The 22,897-nt window shown below is 65.1% G+C and carries 23 protein-coding genes and 2 pseudogenes; 7 read left to right on the top strand and 18 right to left on the bottom strand.

Going from position 1 to position 22,897, the window contains the following annotated elements; genetic code table 11:
- Window positions 1-51: 51 nt before the first annotated feature.
- Both ACSQ76_RS11185 and ACSQ76_RS11190 read right to left on the bottom strand, forming a co-directional pair.
- The gene (locus ACSQ76_RS11185) at window positions 52-987 is read right to left on the bottom strand and encodes a pseudouridine-5'-phosphate glycosidase (protein ID WP_437156635.1); all 936 of its coding nucleotides are present in this window, start codon (window positions 985-987) and stop codon (window positions 52-54) included.
- Window positions 984-1,877 (bottom strand): PfkB family carbohydrate kinase, encoded by an 894-nt coding sequence (locus tag ACSQ76_RS11190; RefSeq protein WP_437156636.1) that lies wholly within the window; start codon window positions 1,875-1,877, stop codon window positions 984-986. Before ACSQ76_RS11190 ends, ACSQ76_RS11185 begins: the two co-directional genes overlap by 4 nt.
- Window positions 1,878-1,952: 75 nt before the next feature.
- Here ACSQ76_RS11190 and ACSQ76_RS11195 point away from each other — a divergent pair, with 75 nt between their 5' ends.
- From ACSQ76_RS11195 to ACSQ76_RS11210, 4 genes are all read left to right on the top strand, one after another.
- On the top strand, window positions 1,953-2,570 hold the full coding sequence (locus ACSQ76_RS11195) for a hypothetical protein (RefSeq protein ID WP_437156637.1): 618 nt from the start codon (window positions 1,953-1,955) through the stop codon (window positions 2,568-2,570).
- 234 nt (window positions 2,571-2,804) lie between these two features.
- Window positions 2,805-3,683 carry a 30S ribosomal protein S2 gene (gene rpsB, locus ACSQ76_RS11200; RefSeq protein WP_437156638.1) on the top strand — a complete coding sequence of 293 codons (879 nt, stop codon included), beginning with the start codon at window positions 2,805-2,807 and terminating at the stop codon, window positions 3,681-3,683.
- Between the two features lie 88 nt (window positions 3,684-3,771).
- Entirely contained in the window at window positions 3,772-4,647 is an 876-nt protein-coding gene (tsf, locus tag ACSQ76_RS11205) for a translation elongation factor Ts (RefSeq protein WP_306129395.1), read from the top strand.
- A gap of 260 nt (window positions 4,648-4,907) precedes the next feature.
- On the top strand, window positions 4,908-6,026 hold the full coding sequence (locus ACSQ76_RS11210; protein WP_437156639.1) for a serine/threonine protein kinase: 1,119 nt from the start codon (window positions 4,908-4,910) through the stop codon (window positions 6,024-6,026).
- A gap of 331 nt (window positions 6,027-6,357) precedes the next feature.
- Here the strand turns inward: ACSQ76_RS11210 and ACSQ76_RS11215 are convergent, their stop codons facing one another.
- Both ACSQ76_RS11215 and aroQ read right to left on the bottom strand, forming a co-directional pair.
- Window positions 6,358-7,113 carry a LuxR family transcriptional regulator gene (locus ACSQ76_RS11215; protein WP_306129397.1) on the bottom strand — a complete coding sequence of 252 codons (756 nt, stop codon included), beginning with the start codon at window positions 7,111-7,113 and terminating at the stop codon, window positions 6,358-6,360.
- A complete protein-coding gene (gene aroQ / locus ACSQ76_RS11220; protein WP_437156640.1) occupies window positions 7,110-7,553 on the bottom strand; it encodes a type II 3-dehydroquinate dehydratase in 444 nt (147 codons plus the stop codon). The genes ACSQ76_RS11215 and aroQ overlap by 4 nt, the downstream gene beginning before the upstream one ends.
- A 328-nt stretch (window positions 7,554-7,881) precedes the next feature.
- Here aroQ and ACSQ76_RS11225 point away from each other — a divergent pair, with 328 nt between their 5' ends.
- Window positions 7,882-8,247 (top strand): DoxX family protein, encoded by a 366-nt coding sequence (locus tag ACSQ76_RS11225; protein ID WP_437156641.1) that lies wholly within the window; start codon window positions 7,882-7,884, stop codon window positions 8,245-8,247.
- Window positions 8,248-8,288: 41 nt separating this feature from the next.
- Here ACSQ76_RS11225 and ACSQ76_RS11230 read toward each other — a convergent pair whose 3' ends face one another.
- A complete protein-coding gene (locus ACSQ76_RS11230) occupies window positions 8,289-9,512 on the bottom strand; it encodes an acyl-CoA dehydrogenase (protein ID WP_437156642.1) in 1,224 nt (407 codons plus the stop codon).
- Window positions 9,513-9,616: 104 nt separating this feature from the next.
- On the opposite strand from ACSQ76_RS11230, the pseudogene ACSQ76_RS11235 reads away from it, so the two are divergent.
- Window positions 9,617-10,519, top strand: a pseudogene (locus tag ACSQ76_RS11235) (LysR substrate-binding domain-containing protein); the annotation flags it as partial.
- Window positions 10,520-10,534: 15 nt separating this feature from the next.
- On the opposite strand, the gene ACSQ76_RS11240 reads toward ACSQ76_RS11235, so the two are convergent.
- From ACSQ76_RS11240 to ACSQ76_RS11295, 12 genes and pseudogenes are all read right to left on the bottom strand, one after another.
- Window positions 10,535-11,419, bottom strand: coding sequence for an SDR family NAD(P)-dependent oxidoreductase (locus ACSQ76_RS11240; RefSeq protein WP_437158188.1), 885 nt, complete (start codon window positions 11,417-11,419; stop codon window positions 10,535-10,537).
- Between the two features lie 78 nt (window positions 11,420-11,497).
- Window positions 11,498-12,187: a phosphate regulon transcriptional regulator PhoB gene (phoB, locus tag ACSQ76_RS11245; RefSeq protein WP_428516209.1), complete on the bottom strand. Its 690-nt coding sequence runs from the start codon at window positions 12,185-12,187 to the stop codon at window positions 11,498-11,500.
- Between the two features lie 18 nt (window positions 12,188-12,205).
- On the bottom strand, window positions 12,206-12,931 hold the full coding sequence (gene phoU / locus ACSQ76_RS11250) for a phosphate signaling complex protein PhoU (RefSeq protein WP_437156643.1): 726 nt from the start codon (window positions 12,929-12,931) through the stop codon (window positions 12,206-12,208).
- A gap of 12 nt (window positions 12,932-12,943) precedes the next feature.
- Window positions 12,944-13,741, bottom strand: a complete 798-nt coding sequence (pstB, locus tag ACSQ76_RS11255) for a phosphate ABC transporter ATP-binding protein PstB (protein ID WP_306129405.1) — start codon at window positions 13,739-13,741, stop codon at window positions 12,944-12,946.
- Between the two features lie 14 nt (window positions 13,742-13,755).
- Window positions 13,756-15,077 (bottom strand): annotated as a pseudogene (pstA, locus tag ACSQ76_RS11260) (phosphate ABC transporter permease PstA).
- Window positions 15,074-16,546, bottom strand: coding sequence for a phosphate ABC transporter permease subunit PstC (pstC, locus tag ACSQ76_RS11265; RefSeq protein WP_437156644.1), 1,473 nt, complete (start codon window positions 16,544-16,546; stop codon window positions 15,074-15,076). The pseudogene pstA and the gene pstC overlap by 4 nt, the downstream one beginning before the upstream one ends.
- An 85-nt stretch (window positions 16,547-16,631) precedes the next feature.
- Window positions 16,632-17,672, bottom strand: coding sequence for a substrate-binding domain-containing protein (locus ACSQ76_RS11270; RefSeq protein ID WP_306129408.1), 1,041 nt, complete (start codon window positions 17,670-17,672; stop codon window positions 16,632-16,634).
- A 182-nt stretch (window positions 17,673-17,854) separates the two neighbouring features.
- Window positions 17,855-18,913, bottom strand: a complete 1,059-nt coding sequence (locus tag ACSQ76_RS11275) for an ATP-binding protein (RefSeq protein WP_306129409.1) — start codon at window positions 18,911-18,913, stop codon at window positions 17,855-17,857.
- Window positions 18,910-19,440, bottom strand: a complete 531-nt coding sequence (locus ACSQ76_RS11280; protein WP_437156645.1) for a gamma carbonic anhydrase family protein — start codon at window positions 19,438-19,440, stop codon at window positions 18,910-18,912. Before ACSQ76_RS11280 ends, ACSQ76_RS11275 begins: the two co-directional genes overlap by 4 nt.
- Window positions 19,441-20,079, bottom strand: a complete 639-nt coding sequence (gmk, locus tag ACSQ76_RS11285; protein ID WP_437156646.1) for a guanylate kinase — start codon at window positions 20,077-20,079, stop codon at window positions 19,441-19,443. It lies immediately after the preceding gene.
- Window positions 20,076-20,336, bottom strand: coding sequence for a hypothetical protein (locus ACSQ76_RS11290; protein ID WP_437156647.1), 261 nt, complete (start codon window positions 20,334-20,336; stop codon window positions 20,076-20,078). The genes gmk and ACSQ76_RS11290 overlap by 4 nt, the downstream gene beginning before the upstream one ends.
- Window positions 20,326-21,234 carry a YicC/YloC family endoribonuclease gene (locus ACSQ76_RS11295; RefSeq protein WP_437156648.1) on the bottom strand — a complete coding sequence of 303 codons (909 nt, stop codon included), beginning with the start codon at window positions 21,232-21,234 and terminating at the stop codon, window positions 20,326-20,328. Before ACSQ76_RS11295 ends, ACSQ76_RS11290 begins: the two co-directional genes overlap by 11 nt.
- Before the next feature lie 310 nt (window positions 21,235-21,544).
- Between ACSQ76_RS11295 and ACSQ76_RS11300 the strand changes: the two genes are divergently transcribed.
- On the top strand, window positions 21,545-22,246 hold the full coding sequence (locus ACSQ76_RS11300; RefSeq protein ID WP_437156649.1) for a PAS domain-containing protein: 702 nt from the start codon (window positions 21,545-21,547) through the stop codon (window positions 22,244-22,246).
- Here ACSQ76_RS11300 and ACSQ76_RS11305 read toward each other — a convergent pair.
- Window positions 22,234-22,860 carry a pyridoxamine 5'-phosphate oxidase family protein gene (locus tag ACSQ76_RS11305; RefSeq protein WP_437156650.1) on the bottom strand — a complete coding sequence of 209 codons (627 nt, stop codon included), beginning with the start codon at window positions 22,858-22,860 and terminating at the stop codon, window positions 22,234-22,236. The genes ACSQ76_RS11300 and ACSQ76_RS11305 overlap by 13 nt on opposite strands.
- Window positions 22,861-22,897 lie beyond the last annotated feature (37 nt).

Below are 22,897 nucleotides of genomic sequence, written 5' to 3' on the forward strand. Positions count from 1 at the left end.
GGGTTCTGTCTGGCGATATCTAGGCGCTTCACGGGGACGCTACAACGGATTTCAGCGCCGAGCGCCGCTTTGACGCTCATTGGTGAGGCAGATGGCGATTTTCGCGGCAAGCCGGGCATTGTTGACAACCAGCGCGATATTGGCGTCGAGCGAGCGGCCCTTGGTCAGAGTGTAGATCCGGTCGAGCAGGAAGGGCGTGACCTGTTTGGCGGTGATGCCCTGATCGGCGGCCTCTCGCGTGGCCTCATCGATGATCGGGGTGATCTCGGCGGCTGGGATCTCTGCCTCAGCCGGGATCGGATTGGCAACCAACTGTCCACCCGGCAGGCCGAGCGCGGCGCGGGTCAGGTGCGCGCGGGCGATGGATTGCGCATCGTCGAGGCGCAGGGGGGCGGGCAGGTTCGAGGTGGCGGACCAGAAAGCCGGCAGGCTGTCCTGGCCATAGGCGATGACCGGCACGCCAAGGGTTTCCAGCACTTCCAGTGTCTTGGGCAGATCGAGGATGGCCTTGGCCCCGGCGCAGACCACGGTCACAGGCGTTTGCGCAAGTTCCTGCAGGTCGGCGGAGATGTCGAAGCTGTGTTCGGCGCCGCGATGCACGCCGCCGATGCCGCCAGTGGCGAAGGTGGCGATACCGGCGGCATGGGCGGCGATCATGGTGGCGGCGACGGTGGTGGCGCCGGTGCCGCCTGTGGCGAGGCAGACCGCGAGGTCGGCGCGGCTGAGCTTGGCGACGTTCTGCGCCTTGGCAAGGGTTTCAAGCTGGCCTTCGTCGAGGCCGATATGCAGTTGGCCATCCAGCACGGCGATGGTGGCCGGGGACGCGCCGGCGTCGCGCACCGCATCCTCGACCTGACACGCGGTTTCCAGATTCCGCGGATAGGGCATCCCGTGGGTGATGATGGTACTTTCGAGCGCCACGAGTGGACGGGCCTCGGCGCAGGCGGCGGCGACCTCGGGCGAGTATTGCAGGGGCAGGGCGGTCATGTGGAGATCTCGCTGGAAATGTGGGTGGCGGCGGCCTGTAGCGCATGGTCGAGCGCGGTTGCGCGACTTTCGCCGGTACGCTCGGCCGCGATATGGGCAGCCATGAACGTGTCGCCCGCGCCGGTGACCCGGGTGACAAGCACGGGCGGCGGTTGTCCGGTGAGCAGACCGGCGGCATCGGCGTCGGCGGCGGTGTCGGCGCCGTTGGTGACGATGGCGCGGGCCGCGCCACGCGCGGTAAGGGCCTGGGCAGCCTCTGGCGCGGTGGCAAAGCTGCGGCCGCAAAGGATGCCGGCCTCTTCGAGATTGACATAGAGGATACCGCGGCCGGATTGCAGGAAGGGCGTGAGGCGCTCGGCCTTGCCCGGCGAGGCTGGCGCGATGCGCAGGTCGGCGGCGGAAAAGGCCGGTTCCTGCGCGATTCGGGTCAGGACGGCCGTGGTCAGGTTGCCGTCAAGGGCGACCGCGCCCACATGAGGATTGGATGAACTTCCCAATGTACCGTCATGTAATGGCGCAAGAATCCGGTCGCCGGCGGCTTCGAGAGAATGGGCGTCGGCGATGGCGGCGATGAGACCGTTCGCGCCTTCGACGGCCATGTACTGATCCGTCGGCAGTTCGGACGAGCGCCAGACATGGGCCGTGTCGATGCCGCGCGCGGCGCAGAGCGCCAGCAATTCCTCGCCCGGGGCGTCGCGGCCCACGGCGCTGAGCAGGGCAGGGCGCAGGCCGAAGCGCAGCAGGGTCAGCGCGATGTTGAGCGCCACGCCGCCGGGGCCGCGGGTGATGCGGCCCGGCACGTCCGAGCCCTGGCGCATGGCGCTGGCCGAACGGCCGATGATGTCCCACAGGACCGAGCCGATGCACAGGATGTCGGGCGGAGGTGTCATGGGGACATTTGCACCGCCGGGACACGTGAGGGCAAGCGGTTTGCGGGGCAGGGTGACGCGGCGTAGGGTGGCGGAATGGACGACACACGCCGCTTTCGCATCCCGCTGAAACCCGTGCTGCTGCTATTCGTGGTGGCGGCGGTGGCGGTGAACGTGCCTGTCTCGTGGTTCGGCGAGCGGACCGAGGCGGACCGGCGGGCGGAGGTGTTTTCCGCCTTTGCCAACCTGAGCGCGGCGCCGGGGGAAGGGGACTTTGCCTTTCTCGGCATGATAGCGGACCTGTCGGGACAGGAGGCGCGGGTGCGCCGGGACCGGCGGGCGCATGTGCTGCCGGGGCTGCTGAAGGCCTATGCCGACCGGATCGACATGCCCGCCGACTGGCTGCGGGACGCGGTGCTGGACCCCGATTATGCGCATCCGTTCGACATTTCTCGGTTCAACGTGACCCGGCCGCAGTTCGATGCGCATGGGGTGGAGGGATCGTGGCACTGGGGGCTTGCGGCCAGCGGGTCAAGGAATCTATCGCCAGAGGCGGCCCCGTTCGGCTGGTGCGCGCGGTGGCTGGTGATCTGGGACGAGGGCGGCTGGTTCTATGCGCCGGTGGGGACGGCAGCGTTGAACGAGATGCTGGGGGAGGCGGCGCCGGAGCTGCGGGACGTGACGCGCGCGCTTGCGGGTGGATGCGACGGGTAGGGCGGGCGTTTTCTTGAAAAGAAAACGGGTCGAAATCTTTGAAAGATTTCGGCGCGCGCCGTTCGAAGACAGTGCATATGAGGGCTTGCACCGCAACGCATTGCCCGTTATACGCGCGCCATTAATCCCGCAGGTATGGGCGGGCTGATCGGGGGAGACATCCCCGACGGTCCACCGGTTGAAGCATCTGCTTCTCATCCCGTACCGAGGCGCAAACCGGAAAGGAACAAGACCATGGCTCTTCCAGAGTTCTCCATGCGTCAGCTGCTTGAAGCTGGCGTTCACTTCGGCCACCAGACGCAGCGTTGGAACCCCCGTATGGGCGAGTTCATCTATGGCGCGCGCAACGGCATTCACATCATGGACCTGACGCAGACCGTGCCGATGCTCGACGCGGCGCTGAACGTCATCCGCGAGACCGTGGCCAAGAACGGCCGCGTGCTGTTCGTCGGCACCAAGCGGCAGGCCAGCGCGCCGATCGCCGAGGCGGCCGAGAAATGCGCGCAGTATTACATGAACCACCGCTGGCTGGGCGGCACGCTGACCAACTGGCAGACCGTGAGCCAGTCGATCAAGCGCCTGAACGAGATCGACGAGATCATGGAAGGCGGCGCCGAGGGCCTGACCAAGAAAGAGCGTCTGGGCCTTGAGCGCGACCAGGAGAAGCTGAACGCGTCGCTGGGCGGGATCCGTCAGATGGGCGGCGTGCCCGACCTGCTGTTCGTGATCGACGTCAAGAAAGAGTCGCTGGCCGTGGCCGAAGCCAACAAGCTGGGCATCCCCGTGGTGGCCGTGGTCGACACCAACTGCTCGCCCGATGGCGTGGATTACATCATCCCCGGCAACGACGACGCGGCGCGGGCGATCTCGCTTTACTGTGACCTGGTGTCCCGCGCGGCGCTTGACGGCATGTCGGCGCAGATGGGCGCGGCAGGGATCGACCTGGGTGCTATGGAAGAGGCCCCGGCAGAAGAAGCCGTGAGCGAAACGCCGGCAGCCGATGCGACCCAGGCACCGAGCGACGAGGCGATGCATGACGACGCCATTTCGAAAGACGCGCCGCTGGACATCGAGTCCGCCGAAGAGGTCAAGAAAGAGGCCGCTGACAGCTGAGCCTGTCACGAAACCTATACCTTGTTGATATAACTGGGCGCGGGTCGGACTGCGCCCATGACAGCCCAAATATTCGAGGAGAGCCGAGATGGCGATCACAGCTGCAAGTGTGAAGGAACTGCGCGACAAGACCGGCGCGGGCATGATGGACGCGAAGAAAGCGCTGACCGAGACCGATGGTGACATGGACGCCGCCGTTGACTGGCTGCGCACCAAGGGCCTGGCGAAAGCCGCCAAGAAATCGGGCCGCACCGCCGCAGAGGGCCTGGTGGCCGTCAGCGTGACCGGCGGCACGGGTGTCGCCGTCGAGGTGAACGCCGAGACCGATTTCGTCGCCAAGAACGCCGAGTTCCAGAAGATGGTGGGCGACATCGCCGGCGCCGCCGTGGGTGTGGCCAATCTAGACGCGCTGCAGAAGGCCGAGATCGGCGGCAAGGCCGTGGCCGACATCATCACCGACAAGATCGCCACGATCGGCGAGAACATGGGCCTGCGCCGCATGGAGAAGATCGAGGGCGACACCGTGGTGAGCTACATCCACAACGCCGCCACCGACGGCATGGGCAAGATCGGCGTGCTTGTCGCCATGAAAGGTGGTGACGAGGCGTTCGGCCGCCAGGTCGCGATGCATATCGCCGCCACCAACCCCGCCGCGCTGAACGAGGCGGAACTGGATCAGGCCGTGGTCGACAAGGAACGCCAGGTGCAGATCGACATCGCCCGCGAATCCGGCAAGCCGGAGCAGGTGATCGAGAAGATGATCGAAGGCCGCATGAAGAAATACATGTCCGAGATCACGCTGGTGAACCAGTCCTTCGTCATCAACCCCGACGTCACCGTCGGCGCGGCCGCCGCCGAGGCGGGTGCCGAGATCACTGGCTTCATCCGCATGGAAGTGGGCGAGGGGATCGAGAAGAAGGAAGAGAACTTCGCCGAGGAAGTCGCCAAGGCGGCGCAGGGCTGAGTTTGCCTTGATCGCGGGACCGAGGGGCCAGCCCCTCGGGCTCCCCGGGATATTTACGGCCAGAGGAAGATGGGGCGCGTTCCGGTATAGCGGGACGCGCTTTTTGCTTGGACCGACGCAAGCGTTGTTGCTAGATCGGGTCCGGGCAGAGGCGATGGCGTCGCCGGGCCGGATGGCCCTGTCCTTTCCTCACATCCTGTACGCCGGGGCAGTCGGAAGATCGGCAGCCGCGCGGTCTTCCTGTCATAAAGGAGGCCGGTATGGCGCAGAAGACGATCGTGAATTCCTGGAACGAGTGGGACCCGCTGAGACACGTGATCGTGGGTCGGGCGGATGCGTGTCATATCCCGCCAGAGGAACCGGCGCTGGACGCCAAGGTGCCCGAGGACAGCGACATGCGCGGGCAGTGGGGCCGCCGGCCGCAGGAGACGATCGACCGGGCGAACGAATTGCTGGACCGCTTCGCCGGGCAACTTGAGGCGCGGGGTATCCGGGTGGACCGGCCCACGCCGATCGACCATTCCGTGCCCGTGACCACGCCGGACTTTCACACCGGCAGCCAGTTCGGCTGTATGCCGCCGCGCGACGTTCTTTTGACCGTGGGACATGAAATCCTGGAGGCGACGATGTCCTATCGCTGCCGCTGGTTCGAGTACCTGAATTATCGGCCGTTGATGCAGGAATACTGGGAGGAGGACCCGAATTTCCGGCATGAGGCAGCGCCGAAGCCGCGGCTGACCGATGCGGATTATCGTCCCGATTACCTGAGCGACAGGATCGGCGTTGAGAAGCGCCTGCGATGGGTCGCCGAGAAGTTCTTTGTCACCACCGAGGAAGAGCCGCTGTTCGATGCCGCCGACGTGCTGCGGTTCGGCCGGGACCTGGTGGTGCAGCACGGGTTCACCACCAACCTGAAGGGCATCGAGTGGCTGCGGCGGCATTTCCCCGAGCATCGCGTGCACGCGGTGAACTTTCCGGGCGATCCGTATCCGATCCATATCGACGCGACCTTCACGCCGCTTCGTCCCGGGTTGATCCTCAACAACCCGCAGCGGCGATTGCCCGAGGACCAGCGCAAGATGTTCGCGACGAACGGCTGGGAGATCCTGGATGCGGCGCAGCCCGCGCATAACGCGCCACCGCCGCTGTGTTATTCGTCGGTGTGGCTGAGCATGAATGTTCTGGTGCTGGATCCGAAGACGGTTTGCGTCGAGAAATCCGAGGTCTACCAGGCCGAGCAGATGGACCTGCTGGGCCTGGAGGTGGTGGAGGTGGAACTGCGCGACGCCTATGCGTTCGGCGGGGGCCTGCATTGCTGCACCGCGGATGTCTACCGAGAGGGCGGCTGCGAGGATTATTTCCCGTATCTGGACGCGTAGGACGCCAGGAAAAACGGTGCCGTCCGGGCGGACGACACCGTAATTCCCCGGCACCTGAAACGGGATGAGACGGTGCAGGCAAATCCGGTCGGTCAACCGATGAATAGGCAAACCGACCGGCCCCCGGCAAAACCGGCAGGCCGGGTACTCACCTGAAATCGCAGGAGACGCCGACCCATGTTCCCAGGCTTGAAAGCCACCACTCACGGAACACGACCACTGTGCGACGTAACGTCAATTTATGAAAGTAGGGGAATCCTTACCGAAAGGTAAAATTCTTTCGGCAGGGACGAAATTTTGTTACGATCTATCGAGGCGCGGGCGCGTGCCTTCAAGTGTGGAGCACGAAAATCTGGTTCTGGAACGCGGCCTTGAGCACCGCTTGGGCCGTGGTCTCGACGCTGAGTGCCTCGCGGGCGAGGCGCAGGTGTTTTTCCACGGTGGCCGGGGTCAACTCCATCAGCAGCGCGATGTCCTGGATCGTCTTGCCGTCGCCGACCCAGCCCAGCACCTCTTTCTGACGGCGGGTCAGCGAGCGGCCCGGTGCCTCGTAGGGCAGGGTGAGGATGCGCAGATGGACGATGTTGTTGAGCAGGATGATGTCGTCGCCATGGTCTTGCCAAAGCGCGTCGCAGGCGGCCTGATCACGGTCGGCATGGGCGGTGAGCGCAATGGCGCCCTTGGTGCGCGGCGACATGGACTTGAAGCTGATCGAGTAGCCGCAGGTCACGCCCATGGACGCGTTGAATTCCACGACCTTGCGTTCCTGCGCGGTGAGCGTTTCGGTTTCCAGCATCTCGGCCATGACGCGCCAGGAACAGGCGCCTTCGTTGTCGAGCGCCCAGCGGACCATCGGCGCGTGATGGTAAAGCCCTTCGCCGATGAAGACGTTCATGTATTCGGGTGTGTGGTTGCTGAGCAGGACGAAATCATCCGGATCGCCCAGGGATGTGGACGTGCGGTAGCGGGTGAAGCCATAGATCAGCCTGTCGAAACCGTACTCGGCCATCTGCGCCACGTGCATGTCCCACAACTCTTCAATGCTGGGCGCGTTCAGGAGCGCGTTCAGATGGGCCGTGGTGATCATCGTCCATCCTCCAGGTGACGTGCCATGGCGTGCAGTGCCAGCGTGTAGCCATGCGCGCCGAAGCCGCAGATCACGCCGACCGCCACCTTGGCGATGTAGGACGTGTGGCGAAACTCTTCGCGGGCGTGGATATTGCTGAGATGCAGTTCGACCGTGGGGATCTCGGCGCTGGAGATCGCGTCCATCAGAGCGATGGAGGTGTGGGTATAGGCGCCGGCGTTGAGGATGAGACCGTCATGGGTGCCGCGGGCGTCGTGGATCATGTCGACCAGCGCACCTTCGGAATTGGACTGCGCGAAGGCGATGTCGAGGCCGAGCGTCTGGGCCGCTTCGGTGCACTGCGCCTCGATATCGGCAAGCGTGGTGGTGCCATAGACCTCGGGCTGGCGGGTGCCGAGGAGGTTCAGGTTGGGCCCGTTGAGGATCAGAATGGAAGTCATTTCACCAGCGTCCTTTGCGCATCCGTCATAGACCGTACCGTATGGTGCTGTCGAGAGAGAGAGCTGTAGGGCGTGACAGGTTCCGGTTGAGTGTGGCATATGGGAGGATGCCCTTGGTGTTGACCTGAAGCCTCTGGTGCAAGACATTGATGGATCGGGATTTTGTGAGCTTGGCGGCGGCTTATGTAGCGTCAGTTTATTTTACATAATACTGATTATGCGTTTATTGGCTATGCTTGAAAGAGCTAGCGTGAAACTTCACTGACCGGCCTTGCGTGAATGCGATACGGATTCCATGCGCTCGCTGCCCCTGCCGATGGAGAGATCTTTGTCCGAGCTGACGCACATCTCGTGGACCTTGCGCATCGGTCGCGCACTGATCGCCGTGTTGTTCCTTGCGGGCGCGGTGCAGAAAGCGGTGGCGCCGGAGCAAGCCATGGCGCTACTGACCGGCCTTGGCCTGCCGGGATGGTTGATCTGGCCGGCACTGGTGTTCACCGCAGTGACCGGTCTGGCGCTGCTCCTGGGCTTTGCCACGCGATGGGTCGCGCTGGCGCTGAGCGTCTATTGCATGGTGACCAGCGTCTTTCACTTTCAGCCCGAGGATGGCTGGCAGATGTCGATCTTCGTGAAGAACTGGGCGATTGCCGGCGGGCTTCTGGTGCTGAGCGATCACGCGCGGCGGTTCGGTTAGCGCCGGGGCAGGCGCCCCCTGCCCCGGCGTTCCGTGGCGAGTTAAAAGAACGCCTGAAGGCCGGTCTGCGCGCGCCCCAGGATCAGCGCGTGCACGTCGTGCGTGCCTTCGTAGGTGTTGACCGTTTCCAGGTTCATCATGTGGCGGATGACGTGGAATTCTTCGGAAATGCCGTTGCCGCCATGCATGTCGCGGGCCATGCGCGCGATATCCAGCGCCTTGCCGCAATTGTTGCGCTTGATGAGGCTGATCATCTCGGGCGCGGCCTGGGCCGCGTCCATCAGGCGACCGACGCGCAAAGCGGCCTGAAGGCCGAGGGTAATCTCGGTCTGCATGTCGGCGAGTTTCTTCTGGAAGAGCTGCGTCTGGGCCAGCGGGCGCTTGAACTGCTTGCGGTCGAGGCCGTACTGCCGCGCGGCGTGCCAACAGAACTCGGCCGATCCCATGACGCCCCAGGCAATGCCGTAGCGGGCGCGGTTGAGACATCCAAAGGGGCCTTTAAGCCCTTGAACATTGGGCAAAAGTGCATCCTCGCCCAGCTCGACGCCGTCCATCACGATCTCGCCGGTGATGGAGGCGCGCAAGCTCTGCTTGCCGCCGATCTTGGGCGCGGAAAGCCCCTTCATGCCCTTGTCGAGCACGAAGCCGCGGATCTTGCCGTCATGGGCGTCGGACTTGGCCCAGACGACGAAAACGTCGGCGATGGGCGCGTTCGAGATCCACATCTTGGAGCCGGAGATCTTGTAGCCTGCGTCAGTCTTTTCGGCGCGGGTCTTCATTGCGGCGGGATCGGAGCCCGCGTCGGGCTCGGTCAGGCCGAAACAGCCGATCATTTCGCCCGAGGCCAGGCCAGGCAGATATTTCTGGCGCTGCTCCTCGCTGCCATAGGCATAGATGGGATACATCACGAGGCTGGACTGCACCGACATCATCGAGCGATAGCCGGAATCCACCCGCTCGATTTCGCGCGCGACGAGGCCATAGGTGGTGTAATTGGCGCCAAGGCCGCCGTATTCCTCGGGGATCGTGGTGCCCAGAAGGCCCATCTGGCCCATCTCGCGAAAGATGCCGGGATCGGAGGTTTCCGACGCGTAGGCGTCCTTGACCTTGGGTTGCAGGTTTTCCTGCGCGAAACTGCGGGCGCTGTCGGCGATCATGCGCTCGTCTTCTTCAAGTTGGGCGTTCAGCAGGAACGGATCGGCCCAGTCGAACCCGGCGAGATCGGGCTTGTCCTTGTCACGAAGTTTGGGGGCGTCGAGGCTCATGGCGGGCTCCTTTGCAGGGGAAATTCGGTTCGGGTTGAATTTATCCTGAGATAAGCGCAATAAAAAGCGGCAATTCTGTATAGGTTCATGAGGAAACCGCATAAATGGCCCTGCCCCGTCGCTTTCTGCCGTCGCTGGGCGCCTTGCGCGCGCTGGAAGCGCTCGAACGGTTGGGCAGCCTGACGGCGGTGGCCGAGGAACTGAACCTGAGCCAGAGCGCGGTGAGCCGGCAGTTGCAGACGCTGGAGAGCCAGCTGGGCGTGCCGCTGTTCGTGCGCGAAGGGCGGCGCGTGCGGTTGACGCCCGAGACGCGGGAATATGCCGGCGAGACGCGCGCGGCGCTGAACCGGATCAGCCAGGCCTCGCTGAAGCTGGCGCTGAACCCCGGGGGCGGCAGTCTGAACCTGGCGATTTTGCCGACCTTCGGGATGCGCTGGCTGGTGCCGCGCCTGCCGGAGTTCGCCGCGGCGCACCCGGAGGTGACGCTGAACCTGTCGACCCGGCTGAAACCGTTCAACTTTGGCGCGGAACCTTTTGATGCAGCGATACTTTTCGGCAGTGGGCGCTGGCCCGGCACGCAAAGCCTGCGGCTGAAAAGCGAGGCGGTGGTGGCGGTCGCGGCACCCGCGCTGTTGGAGCGCAGCGCGGTGACCAGGCCAGAGGATGTGCTGTCCCTGCCCCTGTTGCACATTGAGACTCGGCCCGAGGCTTGGCGCGCTTGGTTCGCCGCACATGGTGTCGAGACGGGCACGGTGGCGGGCACGATCTATGACCAGTTCTCGACCATCACGCAGGCGGCGCTGCACGGGCTGGGCGTGGCGCTTTTGCCGGACTACCTGGCCGAGCAGGACCTGGCGACCGGCAAGCTGGTGACGGGCTGGGGCGGGCGCACCGACAGCCCCGGCGCCTATCACCTGGTCTGGCCGGAGGAGAAGGCGCAGGACAGCGCGGTGATGAAGTTCCGCGACTGGCTGGCGCCGCAGGCGGAGGATGAAGACCCCTGCCCCGGTGACATGCCGATGTCAGATCCCGTAAGGCACGCCGCCCGAAACCGGCAGCGTGATTCCCGTGACATAGCGCGATTGCGGTCCGGCCAGATAGACCACGGCATCGGCCACGTCGGCGGGTCGGCCCGCGTCGCGCACGGCCACGCTGGCATACCGCTGCGCCTTGACCTCCTCCACGCTCAGCCCGCGTTCGCCGGCGATCCGCGTGTTGGCGGCCATGTGCATATCGGTGGCGATATAGCCGGGACAGACGATGTTGCACAGGATGTTGTCGGGGCCGAACTCGGCGGCGATGGTCTTGGTCAGGCCCACCAGCCCGTGTTTCATCGCCGTGTACGCGCCGAAACCGGGTTCGGCGCCCAGGCTGCCGGTGGAGCCGATATTGATGATCCGCCCGCCCCCGGCGGCCTGCATGCCCGGAATCACGGCGCGCGTCAGCATCATCGGGGCCAGAAGGTTGACGTTGAAACTGCTGGTCCACTGGGCGGGCGTGGTGGACATGAAATTGTCCGCGCCCGCGAGGCTGCCGGCGTTGTTGACGAGGATGTCCACGCGCCCGAGCCTGCGCTGTACCTGTGCGATGACCGCGTCGATCTGCGCGGCATCGGTGACGTCCAGTTCAAGCGCCGTGCCCGAGGGATCGAGGTCGGCGGCGAGCGTTTCCAGCAGCGAGAGGCGCGGGGTGGCGACGCCGTCGATCTGCATGGTGCCGTCGAGATCGGTGACGACCACATGCGCGCCGTCCTCTGCCAGCCTGCGCGCGATGGCCTGTCCGATTCCGTTGGGGGCGGAGGTGCCTGTGACGAGGGCGATCTTACCGTCAAGTGGTAGCATGATCTGCGCCCTTTGCAGTCCGGTCCCGTGTATCAGAGTAGTCGAGCCCGGCCAAAGCGCAACCATCCATATCGAGTGGCTGCGCCACGCTTTATTTGTTTGATTTGAGTATTTGAAGAACAGTGAACGCCAGTCGCGGCGCCGTCAGCCCAGCGAGTACCCTGCCCCGCGTACCGTGCGCAGCGGGTCGTCGCCGCCGTGCTGGCAGAGCGCCTTGCGCAGCCGGCCGATATGGACGTCGACGGTGCGGGTGTCGACATAGATGTCGCGGCCCCAGACCCGGTCGAGCAGTTGCTCGCGGCTCCAGACGCGGCCCGGTTTTTCCATGAAGGTCGACAGCAGGCGGAACTCGGTGGGGCCGAGCTTCAGCCCCTCGCCCTGACGCGTGACGCGGTGGGTTTCGGAATCGAGGATGATGTCCTCGTATTCCAGCCGCTCGCCCACGGTCGAGGGCCGGGTGCGGCGCAGTTGCGCGCGGACGCGGGCCATGAGTTCGATCACCGAATAGGGCTTGATCACGTAGTCGTCGGCGCCGGTTTCAAGCCCGCGCACGCGGTCCACCTCCTCGGAGCGGGCCGAGAGCATGATGATTGGCACGTTGCGGGTTTCGGAGCGGGTCTTGAGCTGGCGGCAGACCTCGATGCCCGACACGTTGGGCAGCATCCAGTCCAGGAGGATGAGGTCGGGCGCAGCCTCCTCGACCAGCATCAGGGCCTCTTCGCCGTTTTCGGCACGGGTCACGGCAAAGCCGTCGGCCTCGAGGTTGTAGGCCAGCACTTCGCGCTGTGCCGGCTCATCCTCGACCAGAAGTACGCTGGGCTGATCGCTTGCCATGACGTCTGTTGTCCTTCGTTATGCGCCGACCTGGGGCGAGACCTTTGGGTCCAGCGAGGTCTTGTCGCTTTTAGGGCGGTTGTCTTCGGGCATTGTGCCGGTCACGAGATAGACCACCTGTTCGGCGATGTTGGTGACATGGTCGCCCATGCGCTCGGTATTCTTGGCGATGAAGTGCAGGTGCATGCAGGGCGTGATGTTGCGCGGGTCTTCCATCATGAAGGTCAGGAATTCGCGGAACAGCGCGTTGTACATCTGGTCGACATCGTGGTCGCGCTGGATCACCTCGCGGGCAAGTTCCGCGTCGCGCTGAATATAGGCATCCAGCACGTCGCGCAGCATGCGCTCGGTTTCGCGGGCCATGCGGCGCAGCGAGGCGGTGGCCCCGGTGATCGGCGTCATCTGCGACAGCACGGTCGTTCGCTTGGCCATGTTCTTGGCATAGTCGCCGATACGTTCGAGGTTCGAGGCGATTTTCATCACCGTGAGGATGACACGCAGGTCGATGGCGGTGGGCGCGCGCAGGGCGATGGTGCGGGCGGTTTCCTCGTCGATCTGTTCTTCGAGGTCGTCGATCGCCCGGTCGCCGGCGCGGACCTTTTCGGCCAGTTCCTCGTCGCGGGTGTCGAGAGAGATGGCGGCGTTCATGATCGCCTCTTCCACCAGACCGCCCATCTTCATGATCAGCGCCTGGACGGTTTCGAGGTCTCGGTCGAAAGCCGAGGAGATGTGTTCGTCGGACATTGCAGAGCCTCCTTAGCCGATCCGGCCGGTGATATAGCTTTCGGTGCGGGGATCTTCGGGGTTGGTGAAGATCTTGCCGGTTTCGCCGAATTCCACCAGGTTGCCGAGGTGGAAGAAGGCGGTCTTCTGGCTGACGCGCGCGGCCTGCTGCATCGAGTGGGTCACGATCACGACGGAATATTCGGTGCGCAGCTCGTCGATCAGTTCCTCGACCTGGGCGGTGGCGATGGGGTCGAGCGCCGAGCAGGGCTCGTCCATCAGCAGAACCTCGGGTTCGGTCGCCACGGCGCGGGCGATGCACAAGCGCTGTTGCTGGCCGCCCGAAAGGCCGGTGCCGGAGGCTTGGAGGCGGTCCTTGACCTCGTCCCAGATGGCGCCGCGACGCAGGGCACGCTCGACGATCTCGTCGAGGTCGGCCTTGGACTTTGCCATGCCGTGGATGCGGGGGCCGTAGGCGATGTTGTCGTAGATCGACTTGGGAAACGGGTTGGGTTTCTGGAACACCATGCCGACCTTGGCGCGCAGTTGCACAGGGTCCACCTTGCGGTCGTAGATATCCTCGCCATCGAGCAGGATATCGCCCTCGACCCGGCAGATGTCGATCGTGTCGTTCATCCGGTTCAGGCAGCGCAGGAAGGTGGACTTGCCACAGCCCGACGGCCCGATGAAGGCGGTGACGGTCTTGTCTTCCAGCGCCACGTCCACGTCCTTGATGGCGTGGGTGTCGCCGTAATAGACCTGCACGCCCCTGGCCGAGAATTTGATGTCTTTCTGATCCACGGCTCTCTCCGTATTTGGCGTATCGTACATGGCGAGGTCCCTTTCTACCAGCGGCGCTCGAAGCGGCGGCGCAGGATGATGGCGATGATGTTCATGGTCAGCAGGAAGACCAGGAGGATGATGATCCCGCCCCAGGCTTTTTCGTAAAAGCTGGCATCGGCGCGGGCGGCCCAAGTGTAGATCTGGGCGGGCATGGCCGAGTTCGGCTCGGTGAAGCCGGCGACGAAGCCGTCGGGATAGCCGCGGGCGACGAAGCCGACCATGCCGATCAGCAAAAGCGGCGCGGTTTCGCCCAGGGCCTGCGCGAGACCGATGATGGTGCCGGTCAGGATGCCGGGCATTGCGAGCGGCAGCACGTGGTGGAAGACCGCCTGCATCTTGGAGGCCCCTACCCCGAGGGCCGCGTCCCGGATCGAGGGCGGCACGGATTTGAGCGAGGCGCGGGTCGAGATGATGATCGTCGGCAGGGTCATCAGCGTCAGCACCAGCCCCCCACCAGCGGGGCCGATTGCGGCAGGTGCATGAACTGGATGAATACGGCAAGGCCAAGAATGCCGAAGACGATCGAGGGCACGGCGGCGAGGTTCGAGATATTGACCTCGATCAGATCGGTGAAGCGGTTCTGCGGTGCGAATTCCTCGAGGTAGATCGAGGCGGCGACGCCGATGGGCAGCGACAGGACCAGCACCACCAGCATCATGAAGAACGAACCGATCACCGAGGCACCGATGCCCGCGCCGCCGGGGTTGTCGACACCCGAGTCGGCGCCGGTAATGAAGTTCCAGTTGAATTCGGACCTGATGATGCCGGCGTTGCGCAGCGCATCCACCAGATCGAGGTCCGAGGCCATCAGAAACCGGCTGTCCTGCAGCGCCTCGCGGGTGACGCGGCCATTGAAATAGCCGTCGACGCGCGACGAGGCGGACAGGGAGAACTCAACCGGCTCGCCCAGGCGGTTCTGGTTGGCGGAATAGTATTCGCGCAGATTGCCGCCGACCTTGCCCAGCAAGCGTTCGATCGCGGCCTCGTCGAATTCGACCTCCATCCCGCGCTCCTCCAGTTGCGCCTGAAGCTGGGCGATGAAGAGGTTGGAATAGGCCTTGGTCTTGAAGAGCTGGTCCTCGGCCTCGTCATATTGAGCCTGCGTCAGGGTGAACTCCATCTCCACCACTGTGTGAGTGAAGGCCGGAAGGCCCGAGCGGATGATCGAGACGAACAGCACGACAAGGAAGAAGAGGCCGATCACGATCGCCGTCAGCCCGTAGGCGCGGAAGCGTTTCTCGGCGGCGTTGCGACGCTTGGTGTTGGCGTCGGTCGTGGTGAGCGAGGAGCGGCCGTGGCCGCCGCTGAGCGTTGCGTCGGTCATTCGTACTGCTCCCGGTATTTGCGCACGATGTAGAGGGCGAAGACGTTGAGGCAGAGCGTGATGACGAAGAGCGTCATCCCGAGGGCGAAGGCCACCAGCGCCTCGGGCGAGGCGAAATCGGCGTCACCCGTCAGCTGGCTGACGATCTTGGCGGTGACGGTGGTCATGGCCTCGAACGGGTTGAGGTCGAGCCGGGCGGCAGCCCCTGCCCCCAGCACCACGATCATCGTCTCGCCGATGGCGCGGCTGGCGGCCAGAAGGATGGCGCCCACGATACCCGGCAGGGCGGCGGGCAGCACGACCTGGCGGATGGTCTCGGATTGCGTCGCGCCAAGGCCGTAGGAGCCGTCGCGCATGGCCTGCGGCACCGCGTTGATGATGTCGTCGGAAAGCGAGCTGACGAAGGGGATGAGCATGATGCCCATCACGAGGCCGGCGGTCATCACGGCGGTGCCGGCCTGCATGATGCCAAGCCCGTCATCGCCGAAGACCTTGAGCAGCAGCGGGCCGACCGTCAGCAGGGCGAAGAGGCCGTAGACGATGGTGGGGATGCCGGCCAGCACCTCGAGCAGCGGCTTGGCGACCGAGCGAACCTTGGGCGAGGCATATTCCGACAGGTAGATGGCGGCAAAGAGGCCGATGGGCACGGCCACGGCCAACGCCACGATTGAGATGTAGAACGTGCCCCACAAAAGCGGCAGCACGCCGAGGTCGGAACTGCCGCCCCGGCCCGAGAAGCTGGGCGCCCAGTTGGTACCGAAGAAGAAATCCGCGGCGGGGTAGAGGCGGAAGAACTCGATGGTGTTGAACACCAGCGACAGGATGATGCCCACCGTGGTCAGGATGGCGATGGAGGCGGCGCCGATCAGCAGGGCGCGGATGCTGCGCTCGACCGTGTTGCGGGCGCGAAAGTCACCGTGGGACTCGCGCAGGCCCCAGAGCGCGCCCAGGACAGCGACGACCAGCACGGCGATGGTCATCATCAGGTTGCCGGTGGCGTTCATCACCCGGTAGCGCTGCGCGGCGTTCAGGATGGGCTGGGTCACTTCGGAGGTGACGATCTGCCCCGCATCCCTGAGACGCTGCGTGACATCGGCCAGGTCGGCGCGGGCACCGGTGACGAAATCCTCGTCCATCAGGCCCTGGGCCACGGCGTTGTCGAGCCCATCGGCGGTGCGGCGCACCTCGGCCATCACGAGGCCGAGCGAGCCCTTGGCGTCGACCGAGCGATCCGGGATCATTCCCGAGATCGTGTTGCCGACCACGATCGGCTGGACCAGCAGCCAGGCGACCATCAGCAGGAAGGCGGGAACGACCACCTTTATCAGGACGTTCGAGCCGTAATAGGACGGAAGGGAGTGGAGGCGCCGGTTGTCGCCCTCCACGGTGCCGAGCGCGCGCTGACGGCCCAGCACATAGCCCACCGCCGCGATGCCAAGCACGATCAGGAATAGCCAGAGTGTCGGCATGAGCCCCCCATCCGTCTGTCTGGAAAAATTACCTAAAAGGGGTGTGGGGGCGGCGGAATATGCCGCCCCCGGTGGTCAGTGGCTATCAGGAGCCGCTGCCCATGGTTTCTTCGGATTCGACCTTTGCCTGGGTCTCGGCCAGTTCCGGGTCCGCGACCAGGCCGTAGTTCGACAGCGGGCCGCCGGGGCCTGCGATCTCGTCCGCGACGAAGAACTGGGCGTATTCCTTCAGGCCGGGGATCACGCCGATGTGGGCTTTCTTGACGTAGAAGAACAGCGGGCGCGACACCGGGTATTCGCCCGAGGCGATGGTCTCGGTCGAGGGTGCGACGCCGCTCATGGTGGCGACCTTCAGCTTGTCGGTGTTGTTCTCGTAGAACGCCAGGCCGAACACGCCGATGCCGTTGGTGTTGGCGTCAATACGCGCCAGGGTCTCGGTGTAGTCGCCGTCGATGTCGACCGACTTGCCGTCCTGACGGACATCGAGGCACGAATCCTCGGCCTCGTCCTCGCTCATGCCGCTGTCCAGCATGGCCTGCATCGCGCCGGTTTCCTCGCAGCCGACCAGCAGAACCTTCTCTTCGAAGACTTCGCGGGTGCCGTGCTTGGTGCCGGGAATGAACATCGCGATTTCGGCGTCGGGCAGCTCGCTGTTGAACTCGGACCACGTCTCGTGGGTGTTCTCGACCAGTTCGCCGTCTTTCAGGACGGTGGCGCCGATTGCGTTGAAGATGTCGGTGGGCTCGAACGCGGTGAACTCGGGACCGGACTGCTGGCTGGCGAAGACGATGCCGTCATAGCCGATGCGCACTTCGATGATGTCGGTCACGCCGTTGTCGGCGCAGGCCTGGATCTCTTTCTCGCGGATGGCGCGCGATGCGTTCGCCACGTCGATGGTGTTTTCGCCAACGCCTTCGCAGAAACGCTTGAGGCCGGCCGACGAGCCACCCGATTCCACGACCGGGGTCGGGAAGTCGGTGTTTTCGCCGAACAGTTCGGCCACGATCGAGGCGTAGGGCAGAACCGTCGAGGAACCGGCAACCTGGACGTTGTCACGTGCAGCGGCAGCGGTGGCCGAAACGGCCGCGATCGCCAGGGTAGAGGCGGTCATTTTCATGAAGGACATATAAAGCTCCTGATATCCATGTATCCCGATCACCTTGCAGCAGGTGACCTCGGTGTCCTGCTACGTACTCAGCACGACGCTTCTGTTACAGTTTTGTAACGGTTTTATGACAGGCCGCTTTTTATAAAGGTTAACCACGAATTAATTGTGGTTGACCTCGGGGCACACGGACAGGGGACGCGTCAGGTCTGCCGCGCGGTGGGGCGCGAGGGCAGAATAACGTCGAATCGGGTGCCCTGCCCCAGCTGCGATTCGACCTTCAGTCGCCCGCGATGGCGGTTGACGATGTGCTTGACGATGGCCAGCCCCAGCCCGGTGCCGCCCATCTCACGAGAGCGGTGGCTGTCGATGCGGTAGAAGCGTTCCGTCAGTCGCGGGATGTGCACTTCCTCGATGCCCGGCCCCTGGTCGGCCACGGACACCACCGCCGAGGGGCCCCGCAAGGCGGGATGATCGGAATGCGCGGCAAGGTCCAGGGTAACGGTCTTGCCCGGTCCGCCATACTTGATGGCGTTCTCGATGAGATTGGTGAAGACCTGCTGAAGCTGGTCCGCATCGCCCGGCACGGTGATATCGGCCAGCTCGGGCTGGAACGCCACCGTCACGTCGGCTTCCTCGGCGATGGGGCGGGTGGCATGGATCACGGCGTGGATCAGCCGGACAAGATCGACCCGGTCAGTGGGGCGCACGCGTTCCTGGGCCTCGACCCGGCTGAGCGACAGCAGGTCCTTGACGAGACGTTCCATCCGGCTGGCCTCGACCTGCATGGTCCCAAGGAAACGCTCGGTCGCGGCAGGGTCGTTGCGGGCCGGGCCACGCAGGGTTTCGATGAAGCCCAGAAGCGCGGTCAGCGGCGTGCGCAACTCGTGGCTGACATTGGCGACGAAATCGCGGCGCATCTGGCCCACCTGCTCGAGATGGGTGACATCCTCGAAACACAAAAGCACGCCGGAGCCTGCATCGGTTTCGACCGGGCTGCAGGTGACGGCGAACGTGGTGTCCTGCGCCCCGGCGCTGGAGAGATAGCGCGTCTGGCGCATCTCGCGGTCGCGCAAAGACGCCTCGACCGCGTCGAGCACAGTGGGCTGACGGATGGCGGTGATGAAATGGCGCCCGGTCAGCCCCGGCCCGAGCAAGGCCGTGGCGCGGTCGTTCACGCCAAGGATACGCTCGCCCCGCCCGATCAGGACAGCGGCCAGGGGGATCGCCTGCAGGAGCGTGGCGATATTGCCCTGGTTCATTCGAGGTCGAGGGCGCGCAGTCCCGCCCGGTAGCGCGCGGCGTTCTTCTGGTAGTGCAGCGCGGTGGCCTCGAAGGCCGCGATGGCCTTGTCGTCCAGCTCGCGCACGACCTTGCCCGGCGCGCCCATCACCAGGCTGTTGTCGGGGATCTCCTTGCCCTCGGTAATCAGCGCGCAGGCCCCGATCAGGCAGTTCCTGCCGATCCTGGCGCCGTTCAGCACCGTGGCGCCCATGCCGATCAGCGTGTTTTCCCCCAGCGTGCAGCCGTGCAGCATCGCCTTGTGCCCGATGGTGCAGCCGCGCCCGATACTCAGCGGAAAGCCGGGATCGGTGTGCATGACCACGTTTTCCTGCACGTTGCTGCCCTGCCCCACGACGATGGGCTCGTTGTCGCCGCGCAGGGTGCAGCCGAACCAGACCGAGGCGTTCTCTTCCAGCACCACCTTGCCGATGATGTTGGCGTCGGGCGCGACCCAGGCGCCGTCCTCCAACTGCGGGATCACGTCGTCAAGCGCGTAAATGGGCATTCATCTCTCCTCGAATTCGGCCTGAAGGCGTTGCACGTGGGCGTTCAGGTCGGGCTGTTGCAGGCGGCGCAGGCGGGCGGCGGACACGATGGTCTTGAGCGCGGCATCGGTGGTGTCGAGATCGTCATTGACCAGCACGTAATCGTATTCGCCCCAATGGCTGATCTCGTCCCAGCTTTTCTGCATCCGCTTGGCGATCGTGTCGGGGCTGTCCTGGCCGCGGGTTTCCAGCCGGCGGTGCAACTCGGTGATGCTGGGCGGCAGGATGAAGATCGACAGGGTATGGGGCCCGAGCGCCGAGTTCTGGATCTGCTGCGCGCCCTGCCAGTCGATGTCGAAGAGCACGTCGCGGCCCTCGTCGATGGCGGCCTGCACCGGCGCTTTGGGCGAGCCGTAGAAATTGCCGAAGACATGGGCGTGTTCCAGCATCTCGCCCGCCGCCACCTGCCGGCGGAAGGTGGCGTCGTCGAGGAAGTGATAATCCTGCCCGTCCAGCTCGCCCGCACGCGGGGGCCGCGTGGTGGCCGATACCGAGAACGAGATCGTCTCGTCCCAGTCGCGCAGGCGGCGCGACAGCGTGGATTTGCCCGCGCCCGAGGGCGAGGACAGGATGATCAGAAGGCCGCGGCGTTGGCTCATGCGGCCTCCGGTCCGGGCAAATCGCCCGGCTCTTTCTTGCCGAAAATACTCATGCAAGCGCCGAAGGCGCGCTGCGGCGACGCCGGAGGCGGCGCAAAACCTTTGGGGGAGAGTGTGCGAGGGGCCATGAGGTCCCGGGTCAAGCCCGGGACGGGGTGGCCGCGGGTGGCAAGAAGATCCCCCCGGATCAGGCCCGGGGCAGGCAGGATCACGTCCGGGATGACCTGCAAAACCGGGTTTTGCAGGTCACTCCACATTCTGCACCTGTTCGCGCATCTGTTCGATCACGCTTTTCAGTTCCAGCCCGACGCTCGTCAACTCGCTGTTCTGTGCCTTGGAACACAGCGTGTTGGCCTCGCGGTTGAATTCCTGCGCGAGAAAGTCGAGCTTGCGGCCCGCAGGGCTGCCGCCGGCGATCAGGTCGCGGGCGGCGGCGACGTGGCTGCGCAGGCGGTCGATTTCCTCGGTGACGTCGGTCTTCACGGCCAGTACCGCCAGTTCCTGGGCGATGCGGGGCTCGTCGACGCCGTCGGCATTGTCCATCACGCGCTGAAGCGCGGCGCGGAAATTGGCCTCCGTCTCGGGGCGGCGGGCCTCGGCGGCGGTGGCCGCGGCGTCGGTCAGCTCGGCGATGCGGGTAAGCTGGCCGGTCAGCACATCGGCCAGCGCCGCGCCTTCTCGGCGGCGCATGGTGAGGAAGCTGCTGAGAACGGTTTCGAAACCGGCCAGCAGCGCCTTGCCGAGTGCGGCGGTATCCTCGTCCTGGGTGCCGGGCTCGAAGACGCCGCGGAGGGCCAGCACGTCGGCGGCGTTGGCCGGCGCGAGCGACAGGCCCATTTCCATGGCGCGCGCCTCGATCCGGGTCATGGCGGTCAGCACCACGTCGAGCTGTGCCTCGTCGAGCCGGGCGCTGGAGCCGCCGTCCTGGGCCTGAAGCTTCAGCGACAGGGTGACGTTGCCGCGCCCGAGCGTCGCTGTCAGCCGCGCGCGCAGGCCGGCCTCGAGCCCCTCGATCCAATCGGGCACGCGCAGGCGCAGGTCGAGCCCGCGCCCGTTGACCGCGCGCAGGTCCCATGTCCAGCCGAAGCGCCCCTGCGCGCCCTGCCCCGCAGCAAAGCCGGTCATGGAATTGAGTTGCGGGGGCGCATGTGTCACGGGTGCTGGTCCTTTGCGGCGGGGCCATGAAAGCCCGTTTCTGCGAAGGTTTCCTAGTGCGTCGGCGCCCCCTTCGCAAGCGGTACGCGCAGCGAGGAATTAACCAATCGGCAAGAAAAATAAACAAATCAGGCAGAAATATGGCACAATTGCTCCAGGTCGGGCCGCTTCTGATTCAAGTTGATCGGACCGCAGCTTGGTACCGGGGGACCAGGCGTGGGGCGCGACCGAACGGTCCGGGCGGGCAGCGCCCGTGTCCGGATCTGAATTACGGTGGTGAAACCGGCCGCGCGCCGGATGGGGAAGATCGATGAAGGATGATTCTGGAAGCTCGTTTCCGGACAAGAGCACCGACCTTCGGCGCTCCGGCAGCGGGCCACGGCGGGCGGACCGCGAGGCCGACCTGCGGAAATTCGTAAGCTACTGGTCGGGGATGCGCCGGGGCGGCGACGTGCCGCTGCGCACCGAGATCGATCCGCGCGGCATCGAGAGCCTGCTGAGCAACGCGTTCATTGCGGAAAAGGTCGCGCCCGGCATCGCGCGGCTGCGCATCGCCGGCACGCATCTGTCGGACGTGATGGGCATGGAAGTGCGCGGCATGCCCCTGTCGTCGCTGATCGCGCCCGAAGACCGGGAACAACTGGCCGACGCGATGGTGGACCTGTTCGAGCGGCCCGCGACGCTGCGCCTGGACCTGAGCGCGCCCGGCGGCCTCCGCCGCGCGGCGATGGCCGCGACGCTGATCGTCCTGCCGCTGCGCAGCGACCTGGGGGATATCTCGCGCGCGCTGGGCTGCTTGGTGTCCTCGGGGCCGATCGGCAACACGCCGCGCCGGTTCCGCATCGTTGCGTGCAAGGTGACGCCGGTGGACCTGACCGAACCCGAAGCCACCGGGTTAGCGGAAGACCAGGCGCCGTTGTCGCCCCCTGCCCCGGCGCCGCGGCGCGAGCGGCCCGCGCCGCTGTCACATCCCAGCGAGCGGCCCTACCTGCGGCTGGTTCACAGTGACTGAGCTGCCTCCAGCCGGGCCTTGAGTGCGGCGTTCTCTGCGCGCAGGCTGGCCAGCTCCTGTTGAAAGGGTTCGAGGATCGGGCCCAGTTCCTCGACCGTCAGGCGGACCGGAATATGCTGCGGGCAGTTCCAGTCGAACCCTTCGACGGTGATGACGACGGCCCGTTCGGGGCGCGCCTTGTAGCCGTCATCCGTCAACCGCGAGATCAGGTCGGGGTCGTCGCTGAGTTGCACGCGCCCCAGGATTTTGAGCCGCGCCTGGTTGGGATAATCCATCAGGATAAGAGAGATACGGTCGTTCTCCGCCAGGTTGCCGGTGGAGATATACTGCCGGTTGCCGCGATAATCCGCATAGCCCAGCGTCTTGTCGTCCAGCACCTTGAGAAAGCCGCGCGGGCCGCCGCGGAACTGGACATAGGGCCAGCCCGTGGCGCTGACCGTGGCCTGGTAGAACCCGTCGCGCAGGGCGATGAACTGTGCCTCGTTCGGGCCGAGACGGTCGTCGGCTGGGGCGTCGGGACCAAGGCTGCGGGCATACATCGCGGCAGAGCCCTGCTGTTCCTGCATGGCGCGGACGGCGTCGGTGAATGCCAGTTCGTGGAAGGTTTTCGCCATGGTCTGCATCCTTTGTCGGGCCTGATACGCGTCCTAG

This window comes from Roseovarius sp. B08 (assembly GCF_051417955.1).
Taxonomy (GTDB): Bacteria; Pseudomonadota; Alphaproteobacteria; order Rhodobacterales; family Rhodobacteraceae; genus Roseovarius.

Excerpts from the sequence above, each read along its gene's own strand:
- aroQ (WP_437156640.1), bottom strand. The coding sequence starts at position 7,553 with ATGACTTCCATTCTGATCCTCAACGGGCCCAACCTGAACCTCCTCGGC.
- ACSQ76_RS11195 (WP_437156637.1), top strand. The coding sequence starts at position 1,953 with ATGGACGACACACGCCGCTTTCGCATCCCGCTGAAACCCGTGCTGCTG.
- ACSQ76_RS11305 (WP_437156650.1), bottom strand. The coding sequence starts at position 22,860 with ATGGCGAAAACCTTCCACGAACTGGCATTCACCGACGCCGTCCGCGCC.
- ACSQ76_RS11190 (WP_437156636.1), bottom strand. The coding sequence starts at position 1,877 with ATGACACCTCCGCCCGACATCCTGTGCATCGGCTCGGTCCTGTGGGAC.
- tsf (WP_306129395.1), top strand. The coding sequence starts at position 3,772 with ATGGCGATCACAGCTGCAAGTGTGAAGGAACTGCGCGACAAGACCGGC.
- ACSQ76_RS11270 (WP_306129408.1), bottom strand. The coding sequence starts at position 17,672 with ATGTCCTTCATGAAAATGACCGCCTCTACCCTGGCGATCGCGGCCGTT.
- gmk (WP_437156646.1), bottom strand. The coding sequence starts at position 20,079 with ATGAGCCAACGCCGCGGCCTTCTGATCATCCTGTCCTCGCCCTCGGGC.
- ACSQ76_RS11240 (WP_437158188.1), bottom strand. The coding sequence starts at position 11,419 with ATGGTTGCGCTTTGGCCGGGCTCGACTACTCTGATACACGGGACCGGA.
- ACSQ76_RS11215 (WP_306129397.1), bottom strand. The coding sequence starts at position 7,113 with ATGATCACCACGGCCCATCTGAACGCGCTCCTGAACGCGCCCAGCATT.
- ACSQ76_RS11210 (WP_437156639.1), top strand. The coding sequence starts at position 4,908 with ATGGCGCAGAAGACGATCGTGAATTCCTGGAACGAGTGGGACCCGCTG.
- ACSQ76_RS11300 (WP_437156649.1), top strand. The coding sequence starts at position 21,545 with ATGAAGGATGATTCTGGAAGCTCGTTTCCGGACAAGAGCACCGACCTT.
- pstB (WP_306129405.1), bottom strand. The coding sequence starts at position 13,741 with ATGTACGATACGCCAAATACGGAGAGAGCCGTGGATCAGAAAGACATC.
- ACSQ76_RS11185 (WP_437156635.1), bottom strand. The coding sequence starts at position 987 with ATGACCGCCCTGCCCCTGCAATACTCGCCCGAGGTCGCCGCCGCCTGC.
- ACSQ76_RS11275 (WP_306129409.1), bottom strand. The coding sequence starts at position 18,913 with ATGAACCAGGGCAATATCGCCACGCTCCTGCAGGCGATCCCCCTGGCC.
- rpsB (WP_437156638.1), top strand. The coding sequence starts at position 2,805 with ATGGCTCTTCCAGAGTTCTCCATGCGTCAGCTGCTTGAAGCTGGCGTT.
- phoU (WP_437156643.1), bottom strand. The coding sequence starts at position 12,931 with ATGTCCGACGAACACATCTCCTCGGCTTTCGACCGAGACCTCGAAACC.
- ACSQ76_RS11230 (WP_437156642.1), bottom strand. The coding sequence starts at position 9,512 with ATGAGCCTCGACGCCCCCAAACTTCGTGACAAGGACAAGCCCGATCTC.
- phoB (WP_428516209.1), bottom strand. The coding sequence starts at position 12,187 with ATGGCAAGCGATCAGCCCAGCGTACTTCTGGTCGAGGATGAGCCGGCA.
- ACSQ76_RS11290 (WP_437156647.1), bottom strand. The coding sequence starts at position 20,336 with ATGTGGAGTGACCTGCAAAACCCGGTTTTGCAGGTCATCCCGGACGTG.
- ACSQ76_RS11280 (WP_437156645.1), bottom strand. The coding sequence starts at position 19,440 with ATGCCCATTTACGCGCTTGACGACGTGATCCCGCAGTTGGAGGACGGC.
- pstC (WP_437156644.1), bottom strand. The coding sequence starts at position 16,546 with ATGCCGACACTCTGGCTATTCCTGATCGTGCTTGGCATCGCGGCGGTG.